Here is a 21,672-nt window from a genome sequence, read left to right on the forward strand (position 1 = left end):
GTTCCTCTCGGGTATCGAGGGGCTGTGGAGGTGCCCGTTGTCTCGCGGCGTCCGCGTTGCCAAGGCCCCCGTGCCGAGAGCGCGCACGCGCCTACCTTTACCCTCTCCAACGGCGTCGAGAAGGGGTGGTTGGGGGGTACCCTGTTACGATGAGGGAAAAGTTAGCAAAGATGAACATGGATGGCCTTCTCTTCAGAGAAGGCCAAGAAGTTCTGAGGGCGACTTTGGCGCCGTCAGTGCCTTTTCACCAACTCACTGCATTTGTGAGTTTCGGTGCGAAGAATAAACGATTTTTTACAAAAAACTCGTCAATAGCCGCAGCGCCGGAAAACTGTGTGGTGAAACTGCGCACGGCCTCTTGCGCTCGTCGCTGTAAATATTGATTTCTGGGGGATCAGATTGAGAAGAATTCCGAAAGTCTTGGCATGGGCTTCGGCACTCGCGGGTGCGATCGTGCTTCAAGGTTGCGCAGTCGTACCGGGTATGGGGTCCGTGGAGGCTTACGACGGAAGGGAAGAGCTGCCATCGCAGTTCCGCTACCTGCCCGACGCAGCACCCGAAGGCGCGATCACCCCCATTTCGCTCGCGCTCGTGCGCACGCTGGCCGAGACCTCGCCCAAGAACGTGCCGCCGGACGTGCAGGCGCTGTTCGGCAAGAGCGAGCGCTACACCATCGGTCCTGGCGACGTGGTGGGTGTGATCGTTTATGACCATCCTGAACTGTTGCCCAACGCGGGTGCCGTGATTTCGCAGTCCGTGGACCCCACTGGAGTGCAGGTGGCCCCCGGCTTCATCGTCGACCCCGACGGTGAAATCGCTTTCCCATACATCAGCCGCGTTCGTGTCGCTGGTTTGAGCGAAGCCAGTGCCTCCGACCTGATCCGCAAGCTGTTGGCGCCGCATATCGAGAACCCACAGGTGACGGTGCGCATCCAGTCCTTCAGAAGCCGTCGTGCCTACGTCGAAGGCGAAGTGCGTAACCCCGGCTCGCAGATCTTCACCGACGTGCCCATGACGCTGAACGAGGCCATCAACCGGGCCGGCGGCATCACGGCCAACGGCAATCTGTCTGCCGTCACGTTGATCCGCAACGGAAAGTCGATTCCGATCGACTTGCCCCGGCTGCGTGAAGCCGGCTACGACGGCAACAACATTCCGCTGAAAAGCGACGACACCGTGCGCATCGCGCACCGCGAAGACTCCAGGATATTCCTCATGGGCGAAGTCGTAGCGCCATTGGCCCTGAACATGCGCAGCAACGGCCGCCTGAGCTTGAGCGAAGCGCTTGGCGAGGCAGGCGGCCCCATCAATACGACGGCCAATGCCGGCCAGATCTACGTGATCCGCCAGGGCGCGACTGGCGCGCCGGCCGTCTTCCATCTCGATGCCAAGAACCCGGCCGCCATGGCTATTGCGAGCCAGTTCCGGCTGCAGTCGCAGGACGTGGTCTATATCGACCCCGTGCCGCTGGTCAAGTGGAACCGCGTGGTCAGCCTGATCCTTCCGTCCGCGCAGGTGGTCAACAGCGCCAGCGAGGTGTACGTCAGGCATCGCTAGCCAGTTCGCCAAGGGGGCAGAAGTCCACCAGCGCCTCAACGACGAGGTGCGGATGGACGCACATGAATCGACAGACAGACAGCAAACCGCGAACGCGGCATGACGGCAGGGGCTTCTCTTGAAGCCATGCCGTCGATTTTTTTGTTCCAGCCATTCATCATGCAAGCAGCCATTCATTCACATCAACCGATCGCGATCATTGGCTTGGGCTACGTGGGCCTGCCCCTTGCCGTGGAGTTCGGCAAGAAGCGCCAGGTGGTCGGCTTCGACATCAACGCCAAGCGCATTGCCGAACTGCAAAACGGACAGGACCACACGCTCGAAACCACGCCCGAAGAACTGAAGGCCGCCGCACAGCTGGCCTTTACCTCGCACGCCGACGACCTGCGCGACTGCGCCGTCTTCATCGTGACGGTGCCCACACCCATCGACAACGCCAACCGCCCCGATCTCACGCCGCTGATCAAGGCCAGCGAAACCGTCGGCAAGGTGATGAAGGCCGGCGCAATCGTGATCTTCGAGTCGACGGTGTACCCGGGCGCGACGGAAGAGGTCTGCGTGCCCGTGCTGGAAAAGTTCAGCGGCAAGAAGTTCAACGTCGACTTCTTCTGCGGGTACAGCCCGGAGCGGATCAATCCGGGGGACAAGGAGCACCGGCTGCCGACCATCAAGAAGGTGACGAGCGGCAGCACACCTGACGTTGCCGATGCCGTGGATCAGCTTTATCAGCAGATCATCACTGCCGGCACCTACAAGGCCAGCAGCATCAAGGTTGCCGAGGCGGCGAAGGTGATCGAGAACACGCAGCGTGACGTGAACATCGCGCTGATGAATGAACTCAGCCTGATCTTCCGCAGGCTGGGGATCGATACGCTGGAGGTATTGCAGGCGGCAGGCACCAAATGGAATTTCCTGCCATTTCGCCCCGGCCTTGTGGGCGGCCATTGCATCGGGGTGGATCCGTACTACCTGACGCACAAGGCGGTGGAAGTGGGCTATCACCCGGAGGTGATTCTGGCCGGACGCCGCATCAATGACAACATGGCTATCCACGTCGCGGACGAAGTCATCAAGCTGATGCTGCGCAAGAACGTGCCGGTACTGGGCAGCAAGGTCTTGGTGCTGGGTTTGACCTTCAAGGAAAACTGCCCCGATGTGCGCAACACCAAGGTGGTGGACATCGTGCGCACCTTGAAGGGCTACAACACGCAGGTCGACATCTTCGACCCATGGATCGACGTGTCCGAGGCCGAGCATGAATACGGTTTGCAGTGCCTGCCCGAGATGCCTGCTGCTGGTCAGTACTCCGCCATCGTGCTGGCCGTGGGCCACCACCAGTTCGTAACATTGGGCGAAGCGGGCATCAAGGCCCTGGGCCAGCCCGATGCCGTGCTGTTCGATGTGAAGAGTCTGCTGCCTTTGGGTGCTGCAGACGGTCGACTGTGAGCGGAGCAGGCACCATGAGCCAATCCAATACCAGCCCGTCGTCGGCCTACGACAAGCTTCGCACTCGCTTGGTCACGGAGCGCCATGTGTGGCTCGTCACTGGCGTGGCCGGCTTCATCGGCAGCAATCTGCTTGAGCACCTGCTCAAACTTAACCAGCGCGTGGTGGGGCTTGACAACTTCGCAACCGGGCACCGGCGCAACCTGATCGAGGTTCAAACTCTGGTGGCGCCCGAGCAGTGGACCAACTTCCATTTCATAGAGGGCGATATTCGCAATCTCGACGACTGCCAGAGTGCGATGGCCTTTCCTGAGGCTGAGGCCTCGTCGGGTGGAGGCGGCGCACCTGTGGAATATGTGCTTCATGAAGCCGCCCTTGGCAGCGTTCCCCGAAGCTTGGCTGACCCCATCACGACCAACGATGTCAATATCAGCGGCTTCCTGAACATGCTGGTGACTTCGCGGGACGCCGGGGTCAAGAGTTTCACGTACGCGGCCAGCAGCAGCACTTATGGCGACCATCCAGGACTGCCGAAAGTCGAACACACCATCGGCAAGCCTCTCAGCCCGTATGCCGTCACCAAGTACGTCAATGAGCTCTATACCGATGTGTTTGCCCGCTGCTACGGTTTCAACACCGTTGGCCTGCGCTATTTCAACGTATTCGGTCCTCGGCAAGATCCCAATGGTGCTTATGCTGCGGTGATCCCGAAATGGATCGCCAGCCTGGTGCGGGGCGAGCCGGTTCACATCAACGGCGACGGTGAAACCAGCCGTGACTTCTGCTTTGTCGCAAACGTCGTCCAAGCGAACCTGCTGGCTGCCGTTACGCAGGAGCCCGATGCTGTCAACCAGGTCTACAACGTGGCCGTAGGGGACCGCACCAGTCTCAATGAGTTGTACGCCCAACTGCGCAGCAAACTCCTGCCGCATTACCCGCATCTTCAAGACGCCCAGCCCGTGTATCGGGACTTTCGCGCCGGAGATGTGCGGCATAGCCTAGCCAATATCGGCAAGGCTCAGCGCCTGCTGGGCTATGCGCCCACGCAACGCATCGGCGAAGGTCTGGCCTTGGCCATGCCGTGGTACATGGCCCAAGAAAATTGATCGAAACATACATGGCGTGCGTGAGTTGAAGAACTTGGTGACGACGCGAATTCACATGCGATGAAAACCAACCTGCTCCAAGTCACTCGGCGCCCTTAGTCGCAATACCTCGAACCGAAGGAAACGCAGATGCCAAAGACACCACTGGCCCTTGTCTCGCCCGCGCGAGCAGCAATTGGCCTAGACGCCGCTGACAAGGCGCCGCCCATCTATGTCACCCAGCCAGCGTTGCCACCACTGGAAGAGTTCCTCCCCTACCTGCAGGAAATATGGGACAACAAAATCCTCACCAACGGAGGCCCGTTTCATCAGCAACTAGAACAGGCTCTGTGTGACTACTTAGGCGTCAAGCACTTGGCACTCTTCTCGAACGGCACGTTGGGCTTGGTGACTGCGTTGCAAGCGCTACGAGTGACCGGTGAAGTCATCACGACGCCATATTCGTTCGTAGCGACCGCGCATTCACTGTTGTGGAACGGCATCAAGCCTGTGTTCGCCGACATTCATCCGGACACGCTGAACCTCGATCCGGCAAAGATTGAAGCGGCTATTACTCCGCACACGACCGCCATCATGCCGGTGCATTGCTATGGCCATCCGTGCGACGTAGAGGCTATCCAGAAGATTGCGGACAACTACAACCTCAGGGTGATCTATGACGCCGCCCACGCATTCGGCGTTCAGGATGAAGGTGGCAGTGTGCTGAGACATGGCGATTTGTCGGTTCTAAGCTTTCATGCCACCAAAGTCTTCAATACCTTTGAGGGCGGAGCCATCATTTGCCCCGATGCAAAGACGAAACAGCGCATTGATCATCTGAAGAATTTTGGCTTTGTGAACGAAATCACGGTGGTCGCGCCGGGTATTAACGGGAAGATGAGCGAAATCAATGCAGCCTTTGGCATGCTGCAGCTACAGCACGTGGGCGCCGCACTTGCGAGGCGCAAAAGCGTTGATGCTACATACCGCGAAGCGCTGCGAAACGTGCCGGGAATTCTTTGCTTGCAAGACGCCGGGGAGCTCGTGGCCAACCATGCGTATTTCCCAGTCTTGGTGGAGTCGAATTACCCAATAAGTCGCGATGCTCTATACCAGAAACTCAAGGAGAACAATGTCTACGCGCGCAGGTACTTTTATCCGTTGATCTCTGAGTTTCCGATGTATCGAGGAATGGCATCAACCCATCGAGAGAATTTGCCTGTGGCAACGGCTGTGGCGCAGAAAGTACTTTGCTTGCCAATCTACCCTAATCTTGGTGATGCAGATTTAAGCCGAGTAATCTCCATCATCGCAGCGCGCTGAAATGGGATGTATCCAATTTGACTTTTTGAGTGAAGAGGGTTTCACAGGAGAGGTGATGCCATTTGTGAAAAAAGGCGCTCCGATTTCGCTATCGAAGCTCTTGGTAGATGTCGATATTTTGGAAGCCTGGCAGCTAAAGAAATTCAAGGGAAAGGGATATTCATTTGCCTTATCGGATTTATTATCAGCCGAAGCGACCGTGACTGAAAATTCCCACCGCTCGCCGGAAAAGCGATAAATCCGTGTCTTTCAAACGCAATATCCTGGCCAGCTACGCGACGCAGGTATACGTTACGCTTATAGGAATTTTAATTCTGCCCATGTATTTAAAATACATGGGCGCCGAAGCGTATGGCTTGGTTGGTTTTTTTACCATGCTGCAGGCGTGGTTCAATCTTTTGGACTTAGGTCTCACACCCACAGTTGCGCGCGAAACCGCACGCTTCAGAGGTGGGGCACTCGATGCATTGAGCTATCGCCGTTTGTTGCGCGCACTGCAAGTCATTTTTTTGGCTATAGCAATATTCGGTGCTGTCGTAATGTTCGGATTTTCCGGACTGATTGCTAACCGATGGCTAAATGCACAAACCTTGCCTTTAGCGGAGATTCAGCTGTGCCTGCAATTGATGGCTGGCGGGGTGGCATTGCGCTGGATGTCTGGATTTTATCGTGGATGCATCTCCGGCTCTGAGCGATTAGTGTGGCTAGGAGGCTTCAATGCCCTCGTAGCCACGTTGCGCTTTGTAGGAGTTCTGCCAGTGCTGATACTGATTGGACCATCGCCCACGATTTTTTTCAGCTATCAATTACTGGTAGCTCTGATAGAGCTATTCGGATTGGTCGCAAAATCTCAAAGCCTTTTTCCCGCGATTCAACCCGACCAGATCATTGGATGGTCCATACGTTCGTTATTTATACCCATCCGGTCGGTGCTCCAATTCTCCCTCACGATCGCTTTTACGACATCAGCGTGGGTGTTTGTAACGCAAACGGACAAACTTGTATTATCCAAATTTTTACCGCTGGTCGAGTACGGCTATTTCACTTTGGCCGTATTAGCCGCAAGCGGAGTAACAATGGTGGGTGGACCCATCAGCAGCGCACTCATGCCGCGGATGGCGCGTCTACAGGCAGAGGGTGATGAGGCAGGATTGCTTCATCTGTATCGCAAAGCAACGCAAATAGTTGCCGTAATTGCCATACCTGCCTCCCTCGTGCTCGCTTTTTTTGCTGAACAGGTGCTATGGGTGTGGACTGGTGACGCGATAGCGGCCGCGCAGGCAGCTCCCGTATTGCGCCTGTATGCCCTAGGCAATGGCTTCTTAGCGATCGCCGCCTTTCCTTACTATTTGCAGTTCGCAAAGGGCGATCTTGTGTTGCACGTGCGAGCGAATGTTATGTACATCCTGCTGTTGCTCCCGACTCTCATATGGGCAACTTGGGTGCACGGTGCGAAAGGTGCGGGTTACACCTGGCTCATTTTGAATGCCCTCTACTTCTTCGTCGTCCCATTGCTGGTTCATCGGCGATTTCACAAGGGACTGCATCGTTTATGGCTCGGTAAAGATCTGCTCCCAATATTTTCCGCTTGCTCGCTCTCGGCTTGGATTTTGAGTTTCTTTTCATTTTCGAGTCACAATCGATTTTTCGAATTTCTACAATTAATAAGTCTAGGGCTTGGCATGTTTATTTTTAGCTTGCTTGCCATATTTCTGGCTCGTGCGACGAGAAAAATAATTGCAAAAAAGATGATCGATCGAGTGAAGGCGGTGTGATGCTTGCAAAACTATCTGTGTGTTTAATAACATACAACCAAAAAGACTACATCAAAAACGCGTTGGACGGAATTTTGATGCAAAAAACAACTTTCCCCTTCAAGGTGTTTATACACGACGATGCATCTACCGATGGGACAGCGGAGATTCTAAGAAGGTATAAGGAAAAGCATGGAGAGAAAATTCATTTGATCATTCGTGAAGAAAACGAATTCTCGAAAAATGGATTCTATTTTTTCAAAGATTTGATTGAGCGCACAGAGGGTGAATATCTGGCCATTTGCGAGGGGGATGATTACTGGATCGATTCATCGAAACTCGAAAAGCAAGTCGGCATACTTCAAGGTAATGAAAAATATTCTATGAGTATTCATAATGCGTTGAGGGAAAACGTCGTTAGTGGTGAAAGAAGTTCTTTTAACAAAAAGAAGCTGCCACAGGAGATGGGAGTAAGAGACGTCTTGTTGCGCGGATGGTTTGCCCCTACTGCCAGTTTTGTATTCAGAAAGGAAAATGTTGTTATCCCGAAGATACCGGGAGTCAACATGGATATTGTGATGCTATATCAGAATGCCGCCAAAGGGATTATTCATTATTCGGAGGAGGTTTCCTCCGTATATCGCTATTCGGCGCTGGGGAGTCTGTCTGAACGATATCGAGATGACAGAAGTGCCTTATATAAGAAAAAATTCGCCTTCCTTCGATATGTGGACCGTTCCTCGAAAGGCCGTTACGTAATTTATTCTTTTTTGGCGCGGATGAAAATACTCGCAGCTATCGTTCTTCGCGCGCTTGGATTGAGATAGTAGGAATATGAAGTCGAGAAAAATCTCCGGATTCTGGGAAGCTGGACTTCTCATATTCATATTTATCTACGTCTACCAAACGCCGATTGTTCCGAAAATTGTATATCCCTTGGTGGAGCTTTTTATCCTCCTCATATTCTTGCTGTTGCGTGGGCAAAAGTGGATGTTGATTTTTTCGCAATTGAAGATGGAAAATGCGCTAGTCGCATTAATCGTTTTTTTAAGCATGCTCAGAGATGGCCTATCGGGCGAGGCTGTCTATATTGATCGTTTTTTGGCTTGGTGGTTTCAAGCTTATATATTCGGTGCCGTAGTAGTCTATTTTCTCGTTCGCTATCGTCCGACAGGGGACGAGGATTTTCCGCGGGCGGTATATATAACAGGCGTACTTTCTGCATGCATAACGCTGATTTTGTACTTCTCGCCGAGTCTAGATGATTACTACAAATCAATTCAACTCGATCCTTACTACGAACTCTATTCCAATTTCGATCTTCGGTATCGCGCCTATGGCTTTTCGGAAAATTTAACTTTCACTTACGGGTATCTCCTGGGAGTGTTTGCCGGATACTCGTTGCTGAAGATTGAGAAGAATATTTTCTTCATTCTGCCAACCGTTATTTGCTTGGCCGGTGCAGCTCTTAATGCGCGCATCGGATTCATTTCCTTTTTCATCTTTGTCCTGATTCATTTGTGTTTGGGCGGATCATTAAAAAAGACGGTAAAAATCCTTGGTTCTATTTTCATTTTCTGCGGCCTTTTTTATATCTTGAACATTGATATAGGGGAACAAGGGGAGTGGGTCGCGGCCTTTTTTAAGGAGTTTGCGAATTTCTTTGCATCAAATAATAGCTCCCAAGATCGGGGAACTTTCGATCTAATATTTGGCAGTTTTATCGTCTGGCCCGACGGAATATCGGAATGGCTCTTTGGAAGTGGGCGATCGTTGTTTTTAGATGAGAGAACGAATACGGATTTGGGTGTTTTCCTTCAGCTCAATTATGCCGGGATGTTTTTTTTGCTGGTCATTTTGATTTTTTCTGCGTATACATCTTGGCGGATTTTCAAAATAATGACCCGGCGCCATTGGTTTCCGTATATTTATACGTTCTCTATTTTTTTCCTGAACTTTAAAGGTTTTCTGTTCGCGGCCACGCCTGGAGGACGACTGCTTTTTGTGCTCTATGCATATTATGTAATCAAAAAAAGCCGCGTTGATCATAAAATTCGGCCGGCTATAGACACGGGTGAAAAACAAAAACTGTTGCCCGTGTAATCAATCCGAGTTGATTGCTGAAAATTAATCGTATATCTTATCGCTATGGATCGTAACGCCTCAAAATTGGTACTCTACGTCGGGCCCTTTTCGTTTCCGTCTGGAGGCGCAGCGGCGCGTCGTATTTTGGGAAATTGCCAGGCCCTACAAGAGGCGGGATTCAAGGTCGCCGTAGCATCTGGCCAGCCGAGCACAAGTGAGAATCTTTCGGAGTACAAGGGGATCAAGGTTTTATCTCTCGATGAGCGAAATGCCGAACATCTTCCAAGATGGTTGAAGCGGCTGGCGTATTTTCGGATGGGCTCGAAAACGCTTGAGTGGCTAGATTCATTACCGGAGCGCCCTTACGCAGTTATTTTATACAGCGGGTACTCTCCTTACCTACTGAGATTGATTCCGTGGGCCAAGCGAAATTCCGTGCGGCTAATTTTTGATGCGGTTGAGTGGTACGAACCGGATTCTTTTTTTGCCTATCTTTCTCCCTATCAATTAAACATTGAACTCGCAATGCGTTTTTTAACGCCGCGAGTTAAAAATACTATTACGATAAGTAGCTTCCTGCACGATTACTACCTCAAAGGAGGAGGGCATAGCCTAAGAACCCCGCCTCTACTGGACGTCCTTGAAACTGAATGGTCAGCACAGGAAAAGGACCGATTGACTACGATGCAGCTTGTTTATGCAGGATCCCCTGGGAAAAAAGACCTGTTAGATCGAATGCTTTGTGCCGTTCTAGAGGCAAAGCAGGAGGGGTTGAATTTAAAGCTATCCATTGCTGGCGTAGACCAAAATCATGCTGGTCTTTACCCTTCCATCAAACTTTTTCCCCCTGAGTTGGTCGCCTCCACCGTGAAATTTCTAGGGGTCCTTAGCCACGATGAGTCGATGCATCTTGTAAGGGCGGCGGATTATTCGTTGCTTCTGCGTAACGTAGCTCGCTATTCGAGAGCAGGATTCCCCACAAAATTCGTGGAGAGCTTCTCGGTTGGAACCCCCGTCATTGCCAACATTACCAGTGACATGGGAGAGCATTTGATCGATGGCGCCACTGGATGGATTTGCGAGAAACCGTCGCCTCAGAGTTTGAAGGCCACGTTATTCAGAGCGGCAAAAATTAACCGAGAAAAGCATACGCAAATGCGTCGGGCCTGCCGGGATCAAGCTCTGAGGGCTTTTGACTATCGTAATGCTTCCAGCTCCTTGACTCAATTCCTCGAGACTGCCAGAAATTTATAGATCATGTTTACCTCGAAGACCCTACTCATTACAGGCGGAACTGGTTCCTTTGGGAACGCGGTTCTCAAGCGATTTCTGAATACCGATGTTGCCGAAATTCGCATATTCAGTCGCGACGAGAAAAAACAGGATGATATGCGCAAGCGCTATCACAACCCCAAGCTCAAGTTCTACATTGGCGATGTGCGCGATGCGCGGAGCGTGCAACAGGCCATGCGAGGTGTGGACTTTGTATTTCACGCCGCTGCGCTTAAACAAGTGCCGTCCTGCGAATTCCATCCTATGCAGGCGGTCCAAACAAATGTGCTGGGCACAGAAAATGTGCTGGAGGCCGCAATCGGGGCCGGAGTTCAGCGGGTGATATGCCTTAGTACAGACAAGGCTGTATATCCAATCAATGCTATGGGCATCAGCAAAGCGATGATGGAAAAGGTGATGGTGGCGGCTAGTAGGAATTTGGAAGGCTCGGGCACCGTGATCTGTGGCACCCGCTACGGAAACGTAATGGCTTCACGAGGATCCGTCATTCCGCTCTTTGTGGACCAGATATTAGCTGGGATGCCAATAACGGTCACCGATCCGACAATGACGCGCTTTATGATGACATTGTCCGATGCCGTAGATCTTGTTTTGTACGCGTTTGAGCACGGAAATAATGGCGATATCTTCGTTCAAAAGGCGCCCGCAGCGACGGTACAAGTGCTTGCCGATGCATTGTTGGAGTTAATGAATAAGGTCGGGCATTCGGTGCAGGTAATGGGCACACGACACGGTGAGAAGTTATATGAGGCCCTTTTGGGGCGCGAAGAGTTGGCCTGTGCCCAAGACATGGGTAGCTATTTCCGCGTCCCACCCGATGGACGGGATCTGAATTACGCAAAATTTGTTGAGCAGGGAGAACAGCGCCTAACTCAAACGGCTCATGGTGAGGACTACAACTCTCATAACACCACGAGATTGGATGTTGCCGGCATGAAAGCCTTGCTTCTCAAGCTTGATTTCATGCGACGTATCGCTGCTGGCGAAAATGTCATAGCAGAGGAGTGATGCAAGTGAGTGGTGGCAAGAGAATTTTGATCACTGGGGCCGATGGCTTTATTGCTAGAAACCTGCGACTTGTTTTGGGCGAACGCATTGATTTGCAGATTCACTGCTTTGGTCGTTCGGACGATGTGTCCAAGTTGCCGGAATTGCTTCATGGCGTGGATTTTGTATTTCACTTGGCGGGTGTTAATCGGCCCAAGCATCCCGAGGAATTCTTCAGCGGCAATGCAGCACTTACACAGGCGCTGTGCGACGCATTGGCAGCTGAAGTTGAACGAAGCGGACGCCGCCCATCAGTGATTTTTTCCTCCAGCATGCAGGCATCGAAAAATAATCCTTATGGGTTGAGTAAGCGAGCCGCGGAAGATTTGCTATTTAAGCTGGAGGCCAGCCGCGGAGTCCCGGTGCACGTTTTTCGTTTGCCAAATGTATTTGGAAAATGGTGCAAGCCAAATTACAACTCGGCGGTGGCCACTTTTTGTCACAACATAGCGCGCGGTTTACCAATTCAAATCAACGATCCATTGGCGCCCCTTACATTGGTCTACGTGGACGACGTTGTAGAGCGCTTCGTTCAATTACTTGACGGTGCGGATTCCCTGAAAGCGGATTCGGGTTTCTCGGTTATGACGCCCCAATACAAGTCCACCGTGGGTGAGGTGGCGAGGCAGATCGAGGCGTTTCACGATAGCCGCTCCACTTTGGTGACCGAGCGCGTAGGTAGTGGATTCATCCGTGCTTTGTATTCAACCTATGTAAGCCATCTCCCTGTGGAATTGTTCGCCTATTCGATATCTCAGTATGCTGATCCGCGCGGCGTATTTGTTGAGATGTTGAAAACGCCGGATTGCGGGCAATTCAGCTATTTCACCGCACATCCCGGTATTACGCGTGGTGGCCATTATCATCATTCAAAAACAGAAAAATTTCTGGTCATCAAAGGCCGAGCAAGGTTCAGATTCCGGCACATGCATACTGGGGAAGTTTATGAGCTATTAACTGATGGCGATAAAGCAGAAGTTGTAGAGACTGTTCCCGGTTGGACGCACGACATTACAAATATTGGTGCCGACGAGATGATCGTTATGCTCTGGGCCAATGAGATATTTGATCGAGCAAGACCAGATACATTCACATGTCCTGTGTGAGGAAGATTAAAAATGAAAAAACTTAAAGTAATGACTGTGGTTGGCACGCGACCAGAGATTATTCGGCTTTCTCGTGTATTGGTGCAGCTTGATGAGCAGTGTGAGCATATTTTGGTCCACACTGGGCAAAACTATGACTATGAACTTAATCAGATTTTTTTCGACGATCTTGAGATACGTCGGCCAGATCATTTTCTGAATGCCGCGGCCGCCGGAGCTGCGCAAACCATCGGGCAGATAATTATTGCGATTGATGCGGTGCTGGCGTCGGAGAAGCCGGATGCTTTATTGGTTTTGGGAGACACGAACAGTTGCATGGCTGTATTGCCTGCCAAGCGCCGGAAGGTGCCTGTATTTCATATGGAAGCCGGCAATCGGTGTTTTGATCAGCGCGTTCCTGAAGAAATAAACCGTCGTATAGTTGATCACACAGCGGATATCAATCTCACCTATAGCAGTATTGCGCGCGAATACCTGCTGCGCGAGGGGCTACCTCCCGATATGGTAATAAAAACGGGAAGTCCAATGGCTGAGGTGCTGGCGCACTACCGGCAGAAAATTGAGTCCTCAGATGTGCTTGATAGGCTTGGGCTGAGGGAAGAGAAATTCTTTTTGATAAGTGCACATCGCGAAGAAAATATCGACTCAGACCAGAATTTTAACAAGCTCGTGCAGGTATTAAATACTATTGCCGAGCACGAAAAGATGCCGGTTATCGTATCCACACACCCTCGTACGCAGAAAAGGGTGGACGCCTTGGGCGTTTTCTTTCATCCCAATGTCCAGTTGCTCAAACCGCTTAGTTTCACCGATTACAACCGACTGCAGATTTCCGCACGAGCGGTTCTCTCAGATAGCGGAACGATTAACGAAGAATCCTCCATTTTGAATTTCCCTGCTTTAAATCTGCGAGAGGCTCACGAGCGACCGGAGGCGATGGAAGAGGCCGCGGTAATGATGGTGGGATTGGATATCGAGCGAGTGCTGCAAGGATTGGCCATTTTGCAAAGGCAACCACGTGGAAGTCGGCGGCTACTCCGACAGGTTGCCGACTACAGTATTCCAAATGTTTCGGAGAAAATAGTCCGCATTATTCATAGCTACACCGATTATGTGAATCGGGTAGTTTGGAAGAGGTACTAAGTCAGAGTGATTGATTTGAGATTGAACCGCAAGGCTTTTAAGCACGGTGAGACAGCGCCGGTTCTTAGGTGGGTGAAGCGAATCTATTTCCGGTTTGGAAAGGTATTGTCGTGATTGAATTGCGATTTTTGGGGATTGCGGTTTTAGGCTTTTTGATTGTTTTGGAGAGTACAAATGCATTTGCCTCCTGTGAGATTAAGCCCGCTTCGGATTTGGTAATTGATGTAAAAAGCGCAGGTGCCCTTGGTGATGGTTCTACCGATGACACGAAGGCGCTCCAAAAGGCTCTCGATGGAGTTTCGCTGCGCGGCGGAACAGTTGTGCTTCCAGTGGGCACTTACCTGGTTGACGCCAAAGTCGGATTGAGGATAAAGAGTAATACGGTTTTTAAATTGTCTCAAGGTGCTATTATTAAGGCGATGCCAAATGCGGTGGATACTTTCAGTATTTTGCGCATTTATGACGCCTCGAATGTCGCAATTGTCGGGGGGCAGTTGAAAGGTGAGCGTCACGAACATCAGGGGAGTACCGGGGAATGGGGAATGGGCCTGTCTTTGCACGGGGCGAGCGATGTAGTTATTAAAGACATGGTTTCCAAAGATAACTGGGGGGATGGCTTCTATGTGGCGGGGAAAAGTAAAAATGTCCAATTTTGTTCCGTTGTTGCGGACGGCAACAGGCGGCAAGGTTTGTCCATAGTCTCCGGCACTGGAATTCTAGTCACTGATTCCGTTTTCAGTAACACTCGAGGTGTGCCGCCTCAAGCTGGTATTGACATCGAGCCCAATGCTGATGGTGCTGTAAGAGATGTTCAGATAATGAGATCTCGATTTCTCAGCAATGCGGGCTCCGGGATTGCTTCTTACTTGTCTTCGAAATTCAAAGATGGATCCATTTCTGCCATTTCTATCAAAGGAAATTCATTCATGGGAAATGGCGCAGAGGGTGTGGCTATTTTTAATACCCTCGACGCCAAGGTGACCGGAAATTCATTTGAAAAAAGCAGCAAGAAGGCCATTTTGGTTGATGGAAAATCGCGGTCTATTGTTGAGCGTCAGAATTCAATTAGAGAATAAGATGCTTTCCTCGGCGGCGGCGATGAGTGTATGGCGCCGATTTTGCTGGAAAATGTATCGACGCCTTTGTTCGGCTTGGCATCTATGATACTGCAGGTATTTTTTCTTAATTTTTAAAATCGCCGACTGTTTTGATGAAGCGACTGTTGTTTGTTATTTCCGAGGATTGGTACTTCGTTTCCCATCGCCTTCAGCTAGCAATTCATGCAAAGGCTATGGGTTATCGCGTGGCCGTTTTATGCCGCCTCTCGACCCACGCCGAATTGCTCGAAAAAATGGGGATCGAGGTTTTCCCATGGCTCCTAGAGCGGCGTTCCAAAAACCCGCTGACGGAATGGCGCGCATTGCGCGGCGTGCGATCTGCCATCCGAGCGTTTCAGCCAGATGTGCTGCACGCCGTAGCGCTCAAGCCCGTGCTGTACAGCGCCATAGCCGGCAAGTCCAACAAATCAGAAGGCAGAGTGTTTGCACTCGCGGGCCTGGGATATGTGTTTTCCTCACAGAAGTTGCTCGCAAGATGCCTGCGCCCGTTTATCGTCCAGGCTTTTCGCGCGGCATTTCGCAATCCAGCCACTCGCCTGATCTTGCAGAACCCAGACGACGCGCAGGTGTTGTCGGAGGCGAAGGTCATCGCGCCGGAAAAAATCCGGCTGATCCGTGGTGCAGGTGTGGATGTGAACGCGTTTCCGGCGACCCCGGAGCCCGAGCCCAATGATCAGCAGATGCTTGTCGTGCTGCCGGGACGGATGCTCTGGGACAAGGGCGTGGCTGAATTCGTGGAAGCCGCGAGGCTTCTGCAACAGCGCGGCGTCCGTGCGCGATTCGCATTGGTGGGCGGCCGCGACGATCACAACCCGTCGTGCGTTCCGCTGCAGACGCTGAAAGATTGGGAATCGGAAGGTGTGGTGGAGTACTGGGGAAACCGCAACGACATGCCAGCGGTACTGGCCCAGGCCCACGTGGTGTGTCTGCCTTCCTATCGCGAAGGGCTGCCCAAAGCACTCCTCGAGGCCGCAAGTTGCGCGAGGCCGATCGTCACGTTCGATGTGCCCGGCTGTCGGGAGGTCGTGATTCATGGCAGGAATGGACTCCTGGTTCCGTTCGGCGATGTCGCTGCGTTGGCAAATGCGCTCGAAACATTGATGGCTGATCGGGCGATGCGCGAGCACATGGGTGCACAAGGGCGCCTGATGGTTGAGCAAGAGTTCTCGCAGGAGCTTGTTGTAGCGAAAACCATGCAGGTTTGGGAAGAGGTGGCCGCGTGAGGGTTCTCGTCACCGGCGCGACGGGCTTCGTGGGCGGCGCGCTCATTCGGCAATTGATGGAGCGCGGGTCCCCGGGCGTTTCAGGCGAGGCAGTGCCGGCTGCGTCGTTCGAAATCGTTGCTGGAGTACGGCAACCGAGCCAGGGTTTGCCGGCCTCGATAGAACAGTGCACGGTAGGCGATTTGTCCAGCAACACCGATTGGAGCGAAGCGTTGCGAGGTGCGGATGCAGTCGTCCATTGCGCCGCTCGTGTGCATGTGATGAAAGACACGGCGGAAGACCCGTTGAGCGCCTTCCGTTCGGTGAACGTGGAGGGCACATTGAACCTTGCCCGACAGGCTGCCGCAGCCGGTGTGAGGCGTTTCGTCTTTGTCAGCTCCATCAAGGTGAATGGTGAAGCCACGGTACTCGGACGGCCTTTTCGGGCGGATGACTCCCCGGCACCGCAGGATGCCTATGGGATCTCCAAGCACGAGGCCGAAGCAGGTTTGCGGCAACTGGCCATCGATTCCGGAATGGAGGTCGCGATCGTTCGTCCCCCGCTGGTATATGGGCACGGCGTCAAGGCTAACTTCCGCGCCATGATGGGTGCGGTGGCGCGTCGCTTGCCCCTCCCGCTAGGCGGTATCGAGCACAACCGTCGCAGCATGGTGGCACTCGGCAATCTGGTCGATCTGCTGGTTACCTGCATATCTCATTCGGCCGCTGCCAACCGAACTTTTCTGATTTCGGACGGCGAAGACCTCTCGACTTCCCAGTTGCTGCGACGCCTCGGGCAGGCGATGGGGCGACCGGCGCGGCTTGTGCCTGTTCCGGTGAGCTGGATCGAACTGGGGGCCGCCTTGCTGGGGCGGCGCAGTGTTGCGCAGCGACTTTGCGGTTCGCTGCAGGTGGATATCTCCGACACAAGGCAACGGCTGGGATGGGCGCCACCCCTCAGTGTTGACGAAGGTTTGAAGAGGGCGGCAGAAGGGTATCTGAATGAAGCGTCTGTTTGATCTGGTTCTCGCGGTGTGCGCCGCCATGGTGTTGCTGCTGCCGGTGGCCGTCATTGCCCTGGCCGTTCGTCTCACTTCGCGTGGACCTGCACTCTATTGGTCTGACCGTGTCGGCAGCAACAACCGAATCTTCAAGATGCCGAAGTTCCGCAGCATGAGGGTCGGCACGCCGGCGGTGGCCACGCACCTGCTGTCCGACCCCGGGGTGTACCTGACGCCGATCGGCCCCTTTTTGCGCAAGAGCAGCCTGGATGAGTTGCCGCAGTTGTGGAGCATCCTGGTCGGGGACATGAGTTTTGTCGGGCCGCGTCCTGCACTTTTCAACCAGTCGGACCTGATCGAGTTGCGGACCCGGCAAGGCGTGCATCTGCTGGTGCCAGGACTGACGGGGTGGGCTCAGGTCAATGGGCGCGACGAACTGCCGATTCCGGTCAAGGTTCAGTTCGATGTCGAATACCTCCAGCGCCGGTCTTTGGGATTCGATATTCGTATTCTCTGGCTCACCTTTGTCAAAGTGCTCAGGCGCGATGGCGTGACGCATTGAATGCAAGGACGACGATGACACCGAAGCGTCTGTTGATCATTGGCACGGGCGGTCACGGCCGCAGCGTTGCGGAGGCCGTATTGCTGCGTGACGACTATGTGTTGACGGGCTTTCTCGACGATGCTGCCGAGCCCGGGCAACACGTGTGGGACTGGCCGGTGTGGGGAACGACGGCCATGTTGAGCGCATGTAAGGACCAGATCGACGCGGTGTTCGTGGCGATCGGCAACAACGCGTTGCGCGAGGCCTTGCACCAACGCGTGCAGGCGCAAGGGCTGGCCCTCGCAACGGTGATCCACCCTGCCGCCACGGTATCGCCCAGAGCTGCGGTAGGACGGGGCACTGCCATCATGGCCGGCGCGGTCGTGGGCACAGGCGCTCAACTAGGTGAAGGCGTGATCGTGAATTGTGGTGCCGTGGTCGATCACGACTGCACGGTAGAACCGTTCGGCCATCTGGGTGTGAATGCGGGGATGGCTGGCGGCAGTGTGCTCGGGCGTCGCGCGTGGATGCCAGTGGGAGCGGCGCTTGCTTATGGGGTTAGGGTGGCTGCAGATCGTGTATTGCATTCTGGTGAGGTGGTGCATCCCGACTACCTTGCCCAAAGAATCACACGATGATCAGGCTGCAAATCAGCAAGGTACTGCGCGTTGCATTTTGGGTATGCGCCATTGCAGTTCTTGTGCTTTCGCTCGTGCCAATCACAGCGCCGATGCCCTCCACTGGTTGGGACAAGACCAATCATCTGCTGGCCTTCGCGACGCTTGCTTTTTTGGGGCGCGGTGCTTTCCCCGGTCGAACAGTTGCCGTTCTTGCGGGGCTGCTAGTTTACGGCGGGGTTATCGAAGTACTGCAGTCCTTCACGCCCGACCGGTCTGCCGAATGGACGGATTTGTTAGCGGATGGCATCGGACTTCTGCTCGGCGAAATGTTGACTTGGTTGTCGTGGCGTCGCGTGGCGAAGCAGCCTTGAGATCGATTGCCACAGGCACTTGGTAGGCGTGCCGGGGGGAGTCAGCAACTAAAATGGCATTAAAAAATGGGAGTCTTCACTGTGATTTGTTGGTCTTTGCAGCTGGCAAATGCCGCTTGCCCAAATAAGCGCCCCATGTCATGAAATCCGTGTTGGTTGTATGCATCGGCAACATCTGCCGCAGCCCGATGGGGGAAGCCTTGATCGCCGCCGCCTTGCCGCATCTGAAGGTCGCGTCCGCCGGCATTGGAGCGCTTGTGGGCCAGCCCGCTGATGCACTGGCGCGGGAACTCATGGCAAAGCGTGGGCTCGATATCGAGGCCCATCGTGCGCGACAACTGACAAATCTGATGTGTCAGGAGGCTGACCTTATCCTAGCCATGGATGAGGAACAGCGCCTGTACATTAACCAACGCCATCCGCTCACGCGCGGCAAACTGTTTCGTCTGGGTGAGGTCGCACGCGCGGACATCCCCGATCCTTACCGCCTGGGCCGTCCGGCCTTCGAGCGAGCCCTGAAACTCATAGACGACGGCGCGACTGCGTGGGTCGAACGCATCAAGAAACTTTCATGACTTCTCTTGCTTCTCCTCCGGTGTCCTCGGCTCCGGTCGTTGCGCCGCCGCGCGACGATGACGATGTCATCCATCTGTCCGAATACCTCGACATCCTGATCGATCGCAAATGGTTGGTGGCCGGCATTACTTTCGTCGCCGTCGCATTGGGTGTTGCCTACGCGCTGCTGTCCACGCCCATCTACCAGTCCAATTTGGTGGTCCAGGTCGAGGACTCGGCGCCCGACGCGAAGAACTTTCTTGGTGATACGGCCAACCTGTTCGACGTGAAGACGCCGGCAACTGGCGAAATCCAAATCCTTCGGTCACGAATGATCATGGGCGGAGCGGTCGAGGCAACGCGTCTGTACATCGACGCGCAGCCTCGCCGTATTCCGCTTATCGGCGATTGGCTTTCAAGGCGCGCCAAGGAATTGTCGGAGCCCGGGCTCCTTGGCATGGATGGCTACGTGTCGGGCACGGAGGCAATAGACATCGCCAAGTTCGATGTGCCTGCCCCACTCGAAGACCAGCAGCCATTCGTCATCACCGCACAGGCCGGTGGCCAGTACACGCTCTCGCATCCCGACCTGCCGGCTCCGCTGACGGGCGCTGTCGGTACGCTGCTGAGCCAGGCGGGGCCTGACGGCACCATCACGCTGATGGTGTCGAAGCTCAATGGAAAGTCCGGTGCCGAGTTCGTGGTCTCGCGCGCCTCCCTGCTCACGACCACTGAGGATCTGCAAAAGCGGGTGCAGCTCAGTGAGCAGGGCAAGCAATCGAACGTGATCAGCGTGACGCTCGAAGACAGTGACCGAGACCGCTTGCGACGAGTCCTCAATGCAATCGGTGCGCAGTATGTGCGTCAGAACATCGAGCGCAAGGCGGCCGAAGCTGAGAAGACGCTTGAATTCCTCGGCGACCAACTGCCCGAGTTCAAGAAGCAGCTCGAGGTCTCCGAAGATGCCTACGCGAGCTTCCGCAACAAGAACGGCACCATTGCCTTCGATGAGGAAGCCAAGGCCATGTTGAACCAGACCGTTGAGTTGCGAAAGCAACTGCTCGAATCGGAGCAGTTGCGGCGCGACCTGCGCTCGCGTTTTACCGCGACGAACCCCAAAGTGGGCGTGATCGATGGACAGATATCTGCCCTCCGCCGCGAGCTCGATCAAATTGACAACCGAGTGAGCGCCATGCCGGTTGTTCAGCGTGATGCGTTGCGCTTGGAGCGCGACGTCCGTGTCAACGGTGAGCTCTACAAATCGCTGCTCAACAGTTCGTTGCAATTGCGCTTGGTCAAGGAGGGCAAGGTCGGCAATGTGCGTTTGCTCGACAAGGCGACCGAGCCAAAAAGACCTGTGAAGCCACAAAAGCCTCTGATCGTCGCCCTGTCGCTGGTGCTGGGCCTGCTCGCCGGCATCGCCTTCGCCATCGTGCGCAGCAAGATGGCCAGCGGCATCAACAACCCGCAGGAGATCGAGGACCGCCTTGGCCTGAACGTTTACTCCGTCGTCCCACTTGCCATCGAGCAAGAACGGATCGGACAGCGCATTGCAGGCGGTGTAGGTGGGGTCCAGGTATTGGCCATCAACGAGCCAGAAAGCCTGGCTGTAGAAAGTTTGCGCAACCTGCGCATCTCTCTGCAGTTGGCCTTGATGGAGACCGACAACAACCGCGTTCTCATCACCGGCGCCACGCCAGGGGTTGGCAAGAGCTTCGTTTCAGGCAATTTCGCGGCCATCATGGCCGAGGCCGGCCGGCGCGTATTGCTGATCGACGCCGACTTGCGCAAGGGCCATCTCCACACTGCATTCGGCTTGCCCCGCAAGGGTGGACTGGCGGACGTCCTCGCAGGTGAGATGACGAGCGAGCAGGCGATTCATAGCCAGGTGACTCCCAATCTCGACGTTCTCACCACTGGCAACTACCCGTTCAACCCTGCGAGCATGATGCTGTCGTCGACGCTGAGGGATTTCCTGGAAACCATGTCGGCACGCTACGACCTGGTGGTGATCGACAGCCCGCCTGTGCTGGTGGCAGCCGATGCTGCAGCGGTCGCGGCGCACGCCGGCGCGATCCTGCTGGTGGCTCGCGACAACCTCACGCAGCTCGGCGAGCTCAGCGAAAGCGTCAAGCGTCTGGCCCATGCAGGCCAACGGGTCAGCGGTGTCGTCTTCAACGGCATGGACCTTTCGCGCCGGCATTACGGCAGCTACGGCTACAAGTACGGCGGCTACCGCTACACCGAATACAAATACAAGGACGCCGTTTGAGGCATTCGCACTAAGCGTTTCGCAGAGTGATGCGGTGGTACTCACAGGTGATACATAAATACACAGTTTAGGGCCGCCGGATACCCTGAATGAGGGAGGCGAACGTGCAGCCTTCGGGGAGAATTGTTATCTACTAAAAACAATTGGCCA

20 protein-coding genes are annotated in these 21,672 nt (G+C 54.1%); all 20 read left to right on the forward strand.

Annotation, left to right across the window (positions count from 1 at the left end; translation table 11 throughout):
- Positions 1-483 precede the first annotated feature (483 nt).
- Positions 484-1,557: a polysaccharide biosynthesis/export family protein gene (locus tag M2282_RS09180; RefSeq protein WP_280808714.1), complete on the forward strand. Its 1,074-nt coding sequence runs from the start codon at positions 484-486 to the stop codon at positions 1,555-1,557.
- Between the two features lie 159 nt (positions 1,558-1,716).
- On the forward strand, positions 1,717-3,003 hold the full coding sequence (tviB, locus tag M2282_RS09185; RefSeq protein WP_280808464.1) for a Vi polysaccharide biosynthesis UDP-N-acetylglucosamine C-6 dehydrogenase TviB: 1,287 nt from the start codon (positions 1,717-1,719) through the stop codon (positions 3,001-3,003).
- Positions 3,004-3,017: 14 nt separating this feature from the next.
- Complete coding sequence (locus M2282_RS09190; RefSeq protein ID WP_280808465.1) at positions 3,018-4,109, forward strand: NAD-dependent epimerase/dehydratase family protein; 1,092 nt, start codon at positions 3,018-3,020, stop codon at positions 4,107-4,109.
- A gap of 129 nt (positions 4,110-4,238) precedes the next feature.
- A complete protein-coding gene (locus M2282_RS09195) occupies positions 4,239-5,411 on the forward strand; it encodes a DegT/DnrJ/EryC1/StrS family aminotransferase (RefSeq protein ID WP_280808466.1) in 1,173 nt (390 codons plus the stop codon).
- Between the two features lie 55 nt (positions 5,412-5,466).
- Complete coding sequence (locus M2282_RS09200; protein WP_280808467.1) at positions 5,467-5,649, forward strand: hypothetical protein; 183 nt, start codon at positions 5,467-5,469, stop codon at positions 5,647-5,649.
- 4 nt (positions 5,650-5,653) lie between these two features.
- The gene (locus M2282_RS09205) at positions 5,654-7,186 is read left to right on the forward strand and encodes an oligosaccharide flippase family protein (RefSeq protein WP_280808468.1); all 1,533 of its coding nucleotides are present in this window, start codon (positions 5,654-5,656) and stop codon (positions 7,184-7,186) included.
- Entirely contained in the window at positions 7,186-7,992 is an 807-nt protein-coding gene (locus tag M2282_RS09210) for a glycosyltransferase (protein WP_280808469.1), read from the forward strand. The genes M2282_RS09205 and M2282_RS09210 overlap by 1 nt, the downstream gene beginning before the upstream one ends.
- Before the next feature lie 7 nt (positions 7,993-7,999).
- Positions 8,000-9,268, forward strand: coding sequence for a hypothetical protein (locus tag M2282_RS09215; RefSeq protein WP_280808470.1), 1,269 nt, complete (start codon positions 8,000-8,002; stop codon positions 9,266-9,268).
- A 45-nt stretch (positions 9,269-9,313) separates the two neighbouring features.
- Positions 9,314-10,504 carry a glycosyltransferase gene (locus tag M2282_RS09220; RefSeq protein ID WP_280808471.1) on the forward strand — a complete coding sequence of 397 codons (1,191 nt, stop codon included), beginning with the start codon at positions 9,314-9,316 and terminating at the stop codon, positions 10,502-10,504.
- A gap of 3 nt (positions 10,505-10,507) precedes the next feature.
- Positions 10,508-11,551 (forward strand): polysaccharide biosynthesis protein, encoded by a 1,044-nt coding sequence (locus M2282_RS09225; RefSeq protein ID WP_280808472.1) that lies wholly within the window; start codon positions 10,508-10,510, stop codon positions 11,549-11,551.
- A 5-nt stretch (positions 11,552-11,556) separates the two neighbouring features.
- Positions 11,557-12,696: a UDP-2-acetamido-2,6-beta-L-arabino-hexul-4-ose reductase gene (gene wbjC / locus M2282_RS09230; protein ID WP_432422885.1), complete on the forward strand. Its 1,140-nt coding sequence runs from the start codon at positions 11,557-11,559 to the stop codon at positions 12,694-12,696.
- A 12-nt stretch (positions 12,697-12,708) separates the two neighbouring features.
- The gene (gene wecB / locus M2282_RS09235; RefSeq protein ID WP_280808474.1) at positions 12,709-13,839 is read left to right on the forward strand and encodes a non-hydrolyzing UDP-N-acetylglucosamine 2-epimerase; all 1,131 of its coding nucleotides are present in this window, start codon (positions 12,709-12,711) and stop codon (positions 13,837-13,839) included.
- A gap of 110 nt (positions 13,840-13,949) precedes the next feature.
- Positions 13,950-14,915 (forward strand): glycosyl hydrolase family 28-related protein, encoded by a 966-nt coding sequence (locus tag M2282_RS09240; protein ID WP_280808475.1) that lies wholly within the window; start codon positions 13,950-13,952, stop codon positions 14,913-14,915.
- A 134-nt stretch (positions 14,916-15,049) separates the two neighbouring features.
- The gene (locus M2282_RS09245) at positions 15,050-16,180 is read left to right on the forward strand and encodes a glycosyltransferase family 4 protein (RefSeq protein ID WP_280808476.1); all 1,131 of its coding nucleotides are present in this window, start codon (positions 15,050-15,052) and stop codon (positions 16,178-16,180) included.
- Positions 16,177-17,178, forward strand: coding sequence for a UDP-glucose 4-epimerase family protein (locus M2282_RS09250; protein ID WP_280808477.1), 1,002 nt, complete (start codon positions 16,177-16,179; stop codon positions 17,176-17,178). Before M2282_RS09245 ends, M2282_RS09250 begins: the two co-directional genes overlap by 4 nt.
- On the forward strand, positions 17,162-17,722 hold the full coding sequence (locus M2282_RS09255) for a sugar transferase (protein WP_280808478.1): 561 nt from the start codon (positions 17,162-17,164) through the stop codon (positions 17,720-17,722). The genes M2282_RS09250 and M2282_RS09255 overlap by 17 nt, the downstream gene beginning before the upstream one ends.
- Positions 17,723-17,736: 14 nt before the next feature.
- Positions 17,737-18,342 (forward strand): NeuD/PglB/VioB family sugar acetyltransferase, encoded by a 606-nt coding sequence (locus tag M2282_RS09260; protein WP_280808479.1) that lies wholly within the window; start codon positions 17,737-17,739, stop codon positions 18,340-18,342.
- Positions 18,339-18,695: a VanZ family protein gene (locus tag M2282_RS09265; protein WP_280808480.1), complete on the forward strand. Its 357-nt coding sequence runs from the start codon at positions 18,339-18,341 to the stop codon at positions 18,693-18,695. The genes M2282_RS09260 and M2282_RS09265 overlap by 4 nt, the downstream gene beginning before the upstream one ends.
- Positions 18,696-18,835: 140 nt before the next feature.
- Positions 18,836-19,270, forward strand: a complete 435-nt coding sequence (locus tag M2282_RS09270; protein ID WP_280808481.1) for a low molecular weight protein-tyrosine-phosphatase — start codon at positions 18,836-18,838, stop codon at positions 19,268-19,270.
- Positions 19,267-21,522, forward strand: coding sequence for a polysaccharide biosynthesis tyrosine autokinase (locus M2282_RS09275; protein WP_280808482.1), 2,256 nt, complete (start codon positions 19,267-19,269; stop codon positions 21,520-21,522). The genes M2282_RS09270 and M2282_RS09275 overlap by 4 nt, the downstream gene beginning before the upstream one ends.
- Positions 21,523-21,672: the final 150 nt, after the last annotated feature.

Source organism: Variovorax boronicumulans (assembly GCF_029892485.1).
GTDB classification, from domain to species: Bacteria; Pseudomonadota; Gammaproteobacteria; order Burkholderiales; family Burkholderiaceae_C; genus Variovorax; species Variovorax boronicumulans_B.

Coding starts and splice junctions, on each gene's coding strand:
- M2282_RS09190 (WP_280808465.1), top strand. CDS start 3,018: ATGAGCCAATCCAATACCAGCCCGTCGTCGGCCTACGACAAGCTTCGC.
- M2282_RS09215 (WP_280808470.1), top strand. CDS start 8,000: ATGAAGTCGAGAAAAATCTCCGGATTCTGGGAAGCTGGACTTCTCATA.
- M2282_RS09245 (WP_280808476.1), top strand. CDS start 15,050: ATGAAGCGACTGTTGTTTGTTATTTCCGAGGATTGGTACTTCGTTTCC.
- M2282_RS09210 (WP_280808469.1), top strand. CDS start 7,186: ATGCTTGCAAAACTATCTGTGTGTTTAATAACATACAACCAAAAAGAC.
- tviB (WP_280808464.1), top strand. CDS start 1,717: ATGCAAGCAGCCATTCATTCACATCAACCGATCGCGATCATTGGCTTG.
- M2282_RS09195 (WP_280808466.1), top strand. CDS start 4,239: ATGCCAAAGACACCACTGGCCCTTGTCTCGCCCGCGCGAGCAGCAATT.
- M2282_RS09260 (WP_280808479.1), top strand. CDS start 17,737: ATGACACCGAAGCGTCTGTTGATCATTGGCACGGGCGGTCACGGCCGC.
- wecB (WP_280808474.1), top strand. CDS start 12,709: ATGAAAAAACTTAAAGTAATGACTGTGGTTGGCACGCGACCAGAGATT.
- M2282_RS09220 (WP_280808471.1), top strand. CDS start 9,314: ATGGATCGTAACGCCTCAAAATTGGTACTCTACGTCGGGCCCTTTTCG.
- M2282_RS09265 (WP_280808480.1), top strand. CDS start 18,339: ATGATCAGGCTGCAAATCAGCAAGGTACTGCGCGTTGCATTTTGGGTA.
- M2282_RS09200 (WP_280808467.1), top strand. CDS start 5,467: ATGCCATTTGTGAAAAAAGGCGCTCCGATTTCGCTATCGAAGCTCTTG.
- M2282_RS09270 (WP_280808481.1), top strand. CDS start 18,836: ATGAAATCCGTGTTGGTTGTATGCATCGGCAACATCTGCCGCAGCCCG.
- M2282_RS09275 (WP_280808482.1), top strand. CDS start 19,267: ATGACTTCTCTTGCTTCTCCTCCGGTGTCCTCGGCTCCGGTCGTTGCG.
- M2282_RS09255 (WP_280808478.1), top strand. CDS start 17,162: ATGAAGCGTCTGTTTGATCTGGTTCTCGCGGTGTGCGCCGCCATGGTG.
- M2282_RS09180 (WP_280808714.1), top strand. CDS start 484: ATGGGGTCCGTGGAGGCTTACGACGGAAGGGAAGAGCTGCCATCGCAG.
- M2282_RS09225 (WP_280808472.1), top strand. CDS start 10,508: ATGTTTACCTCGAAGACCCTACTCATTACAGGCGGAACTGGTTCCTTT.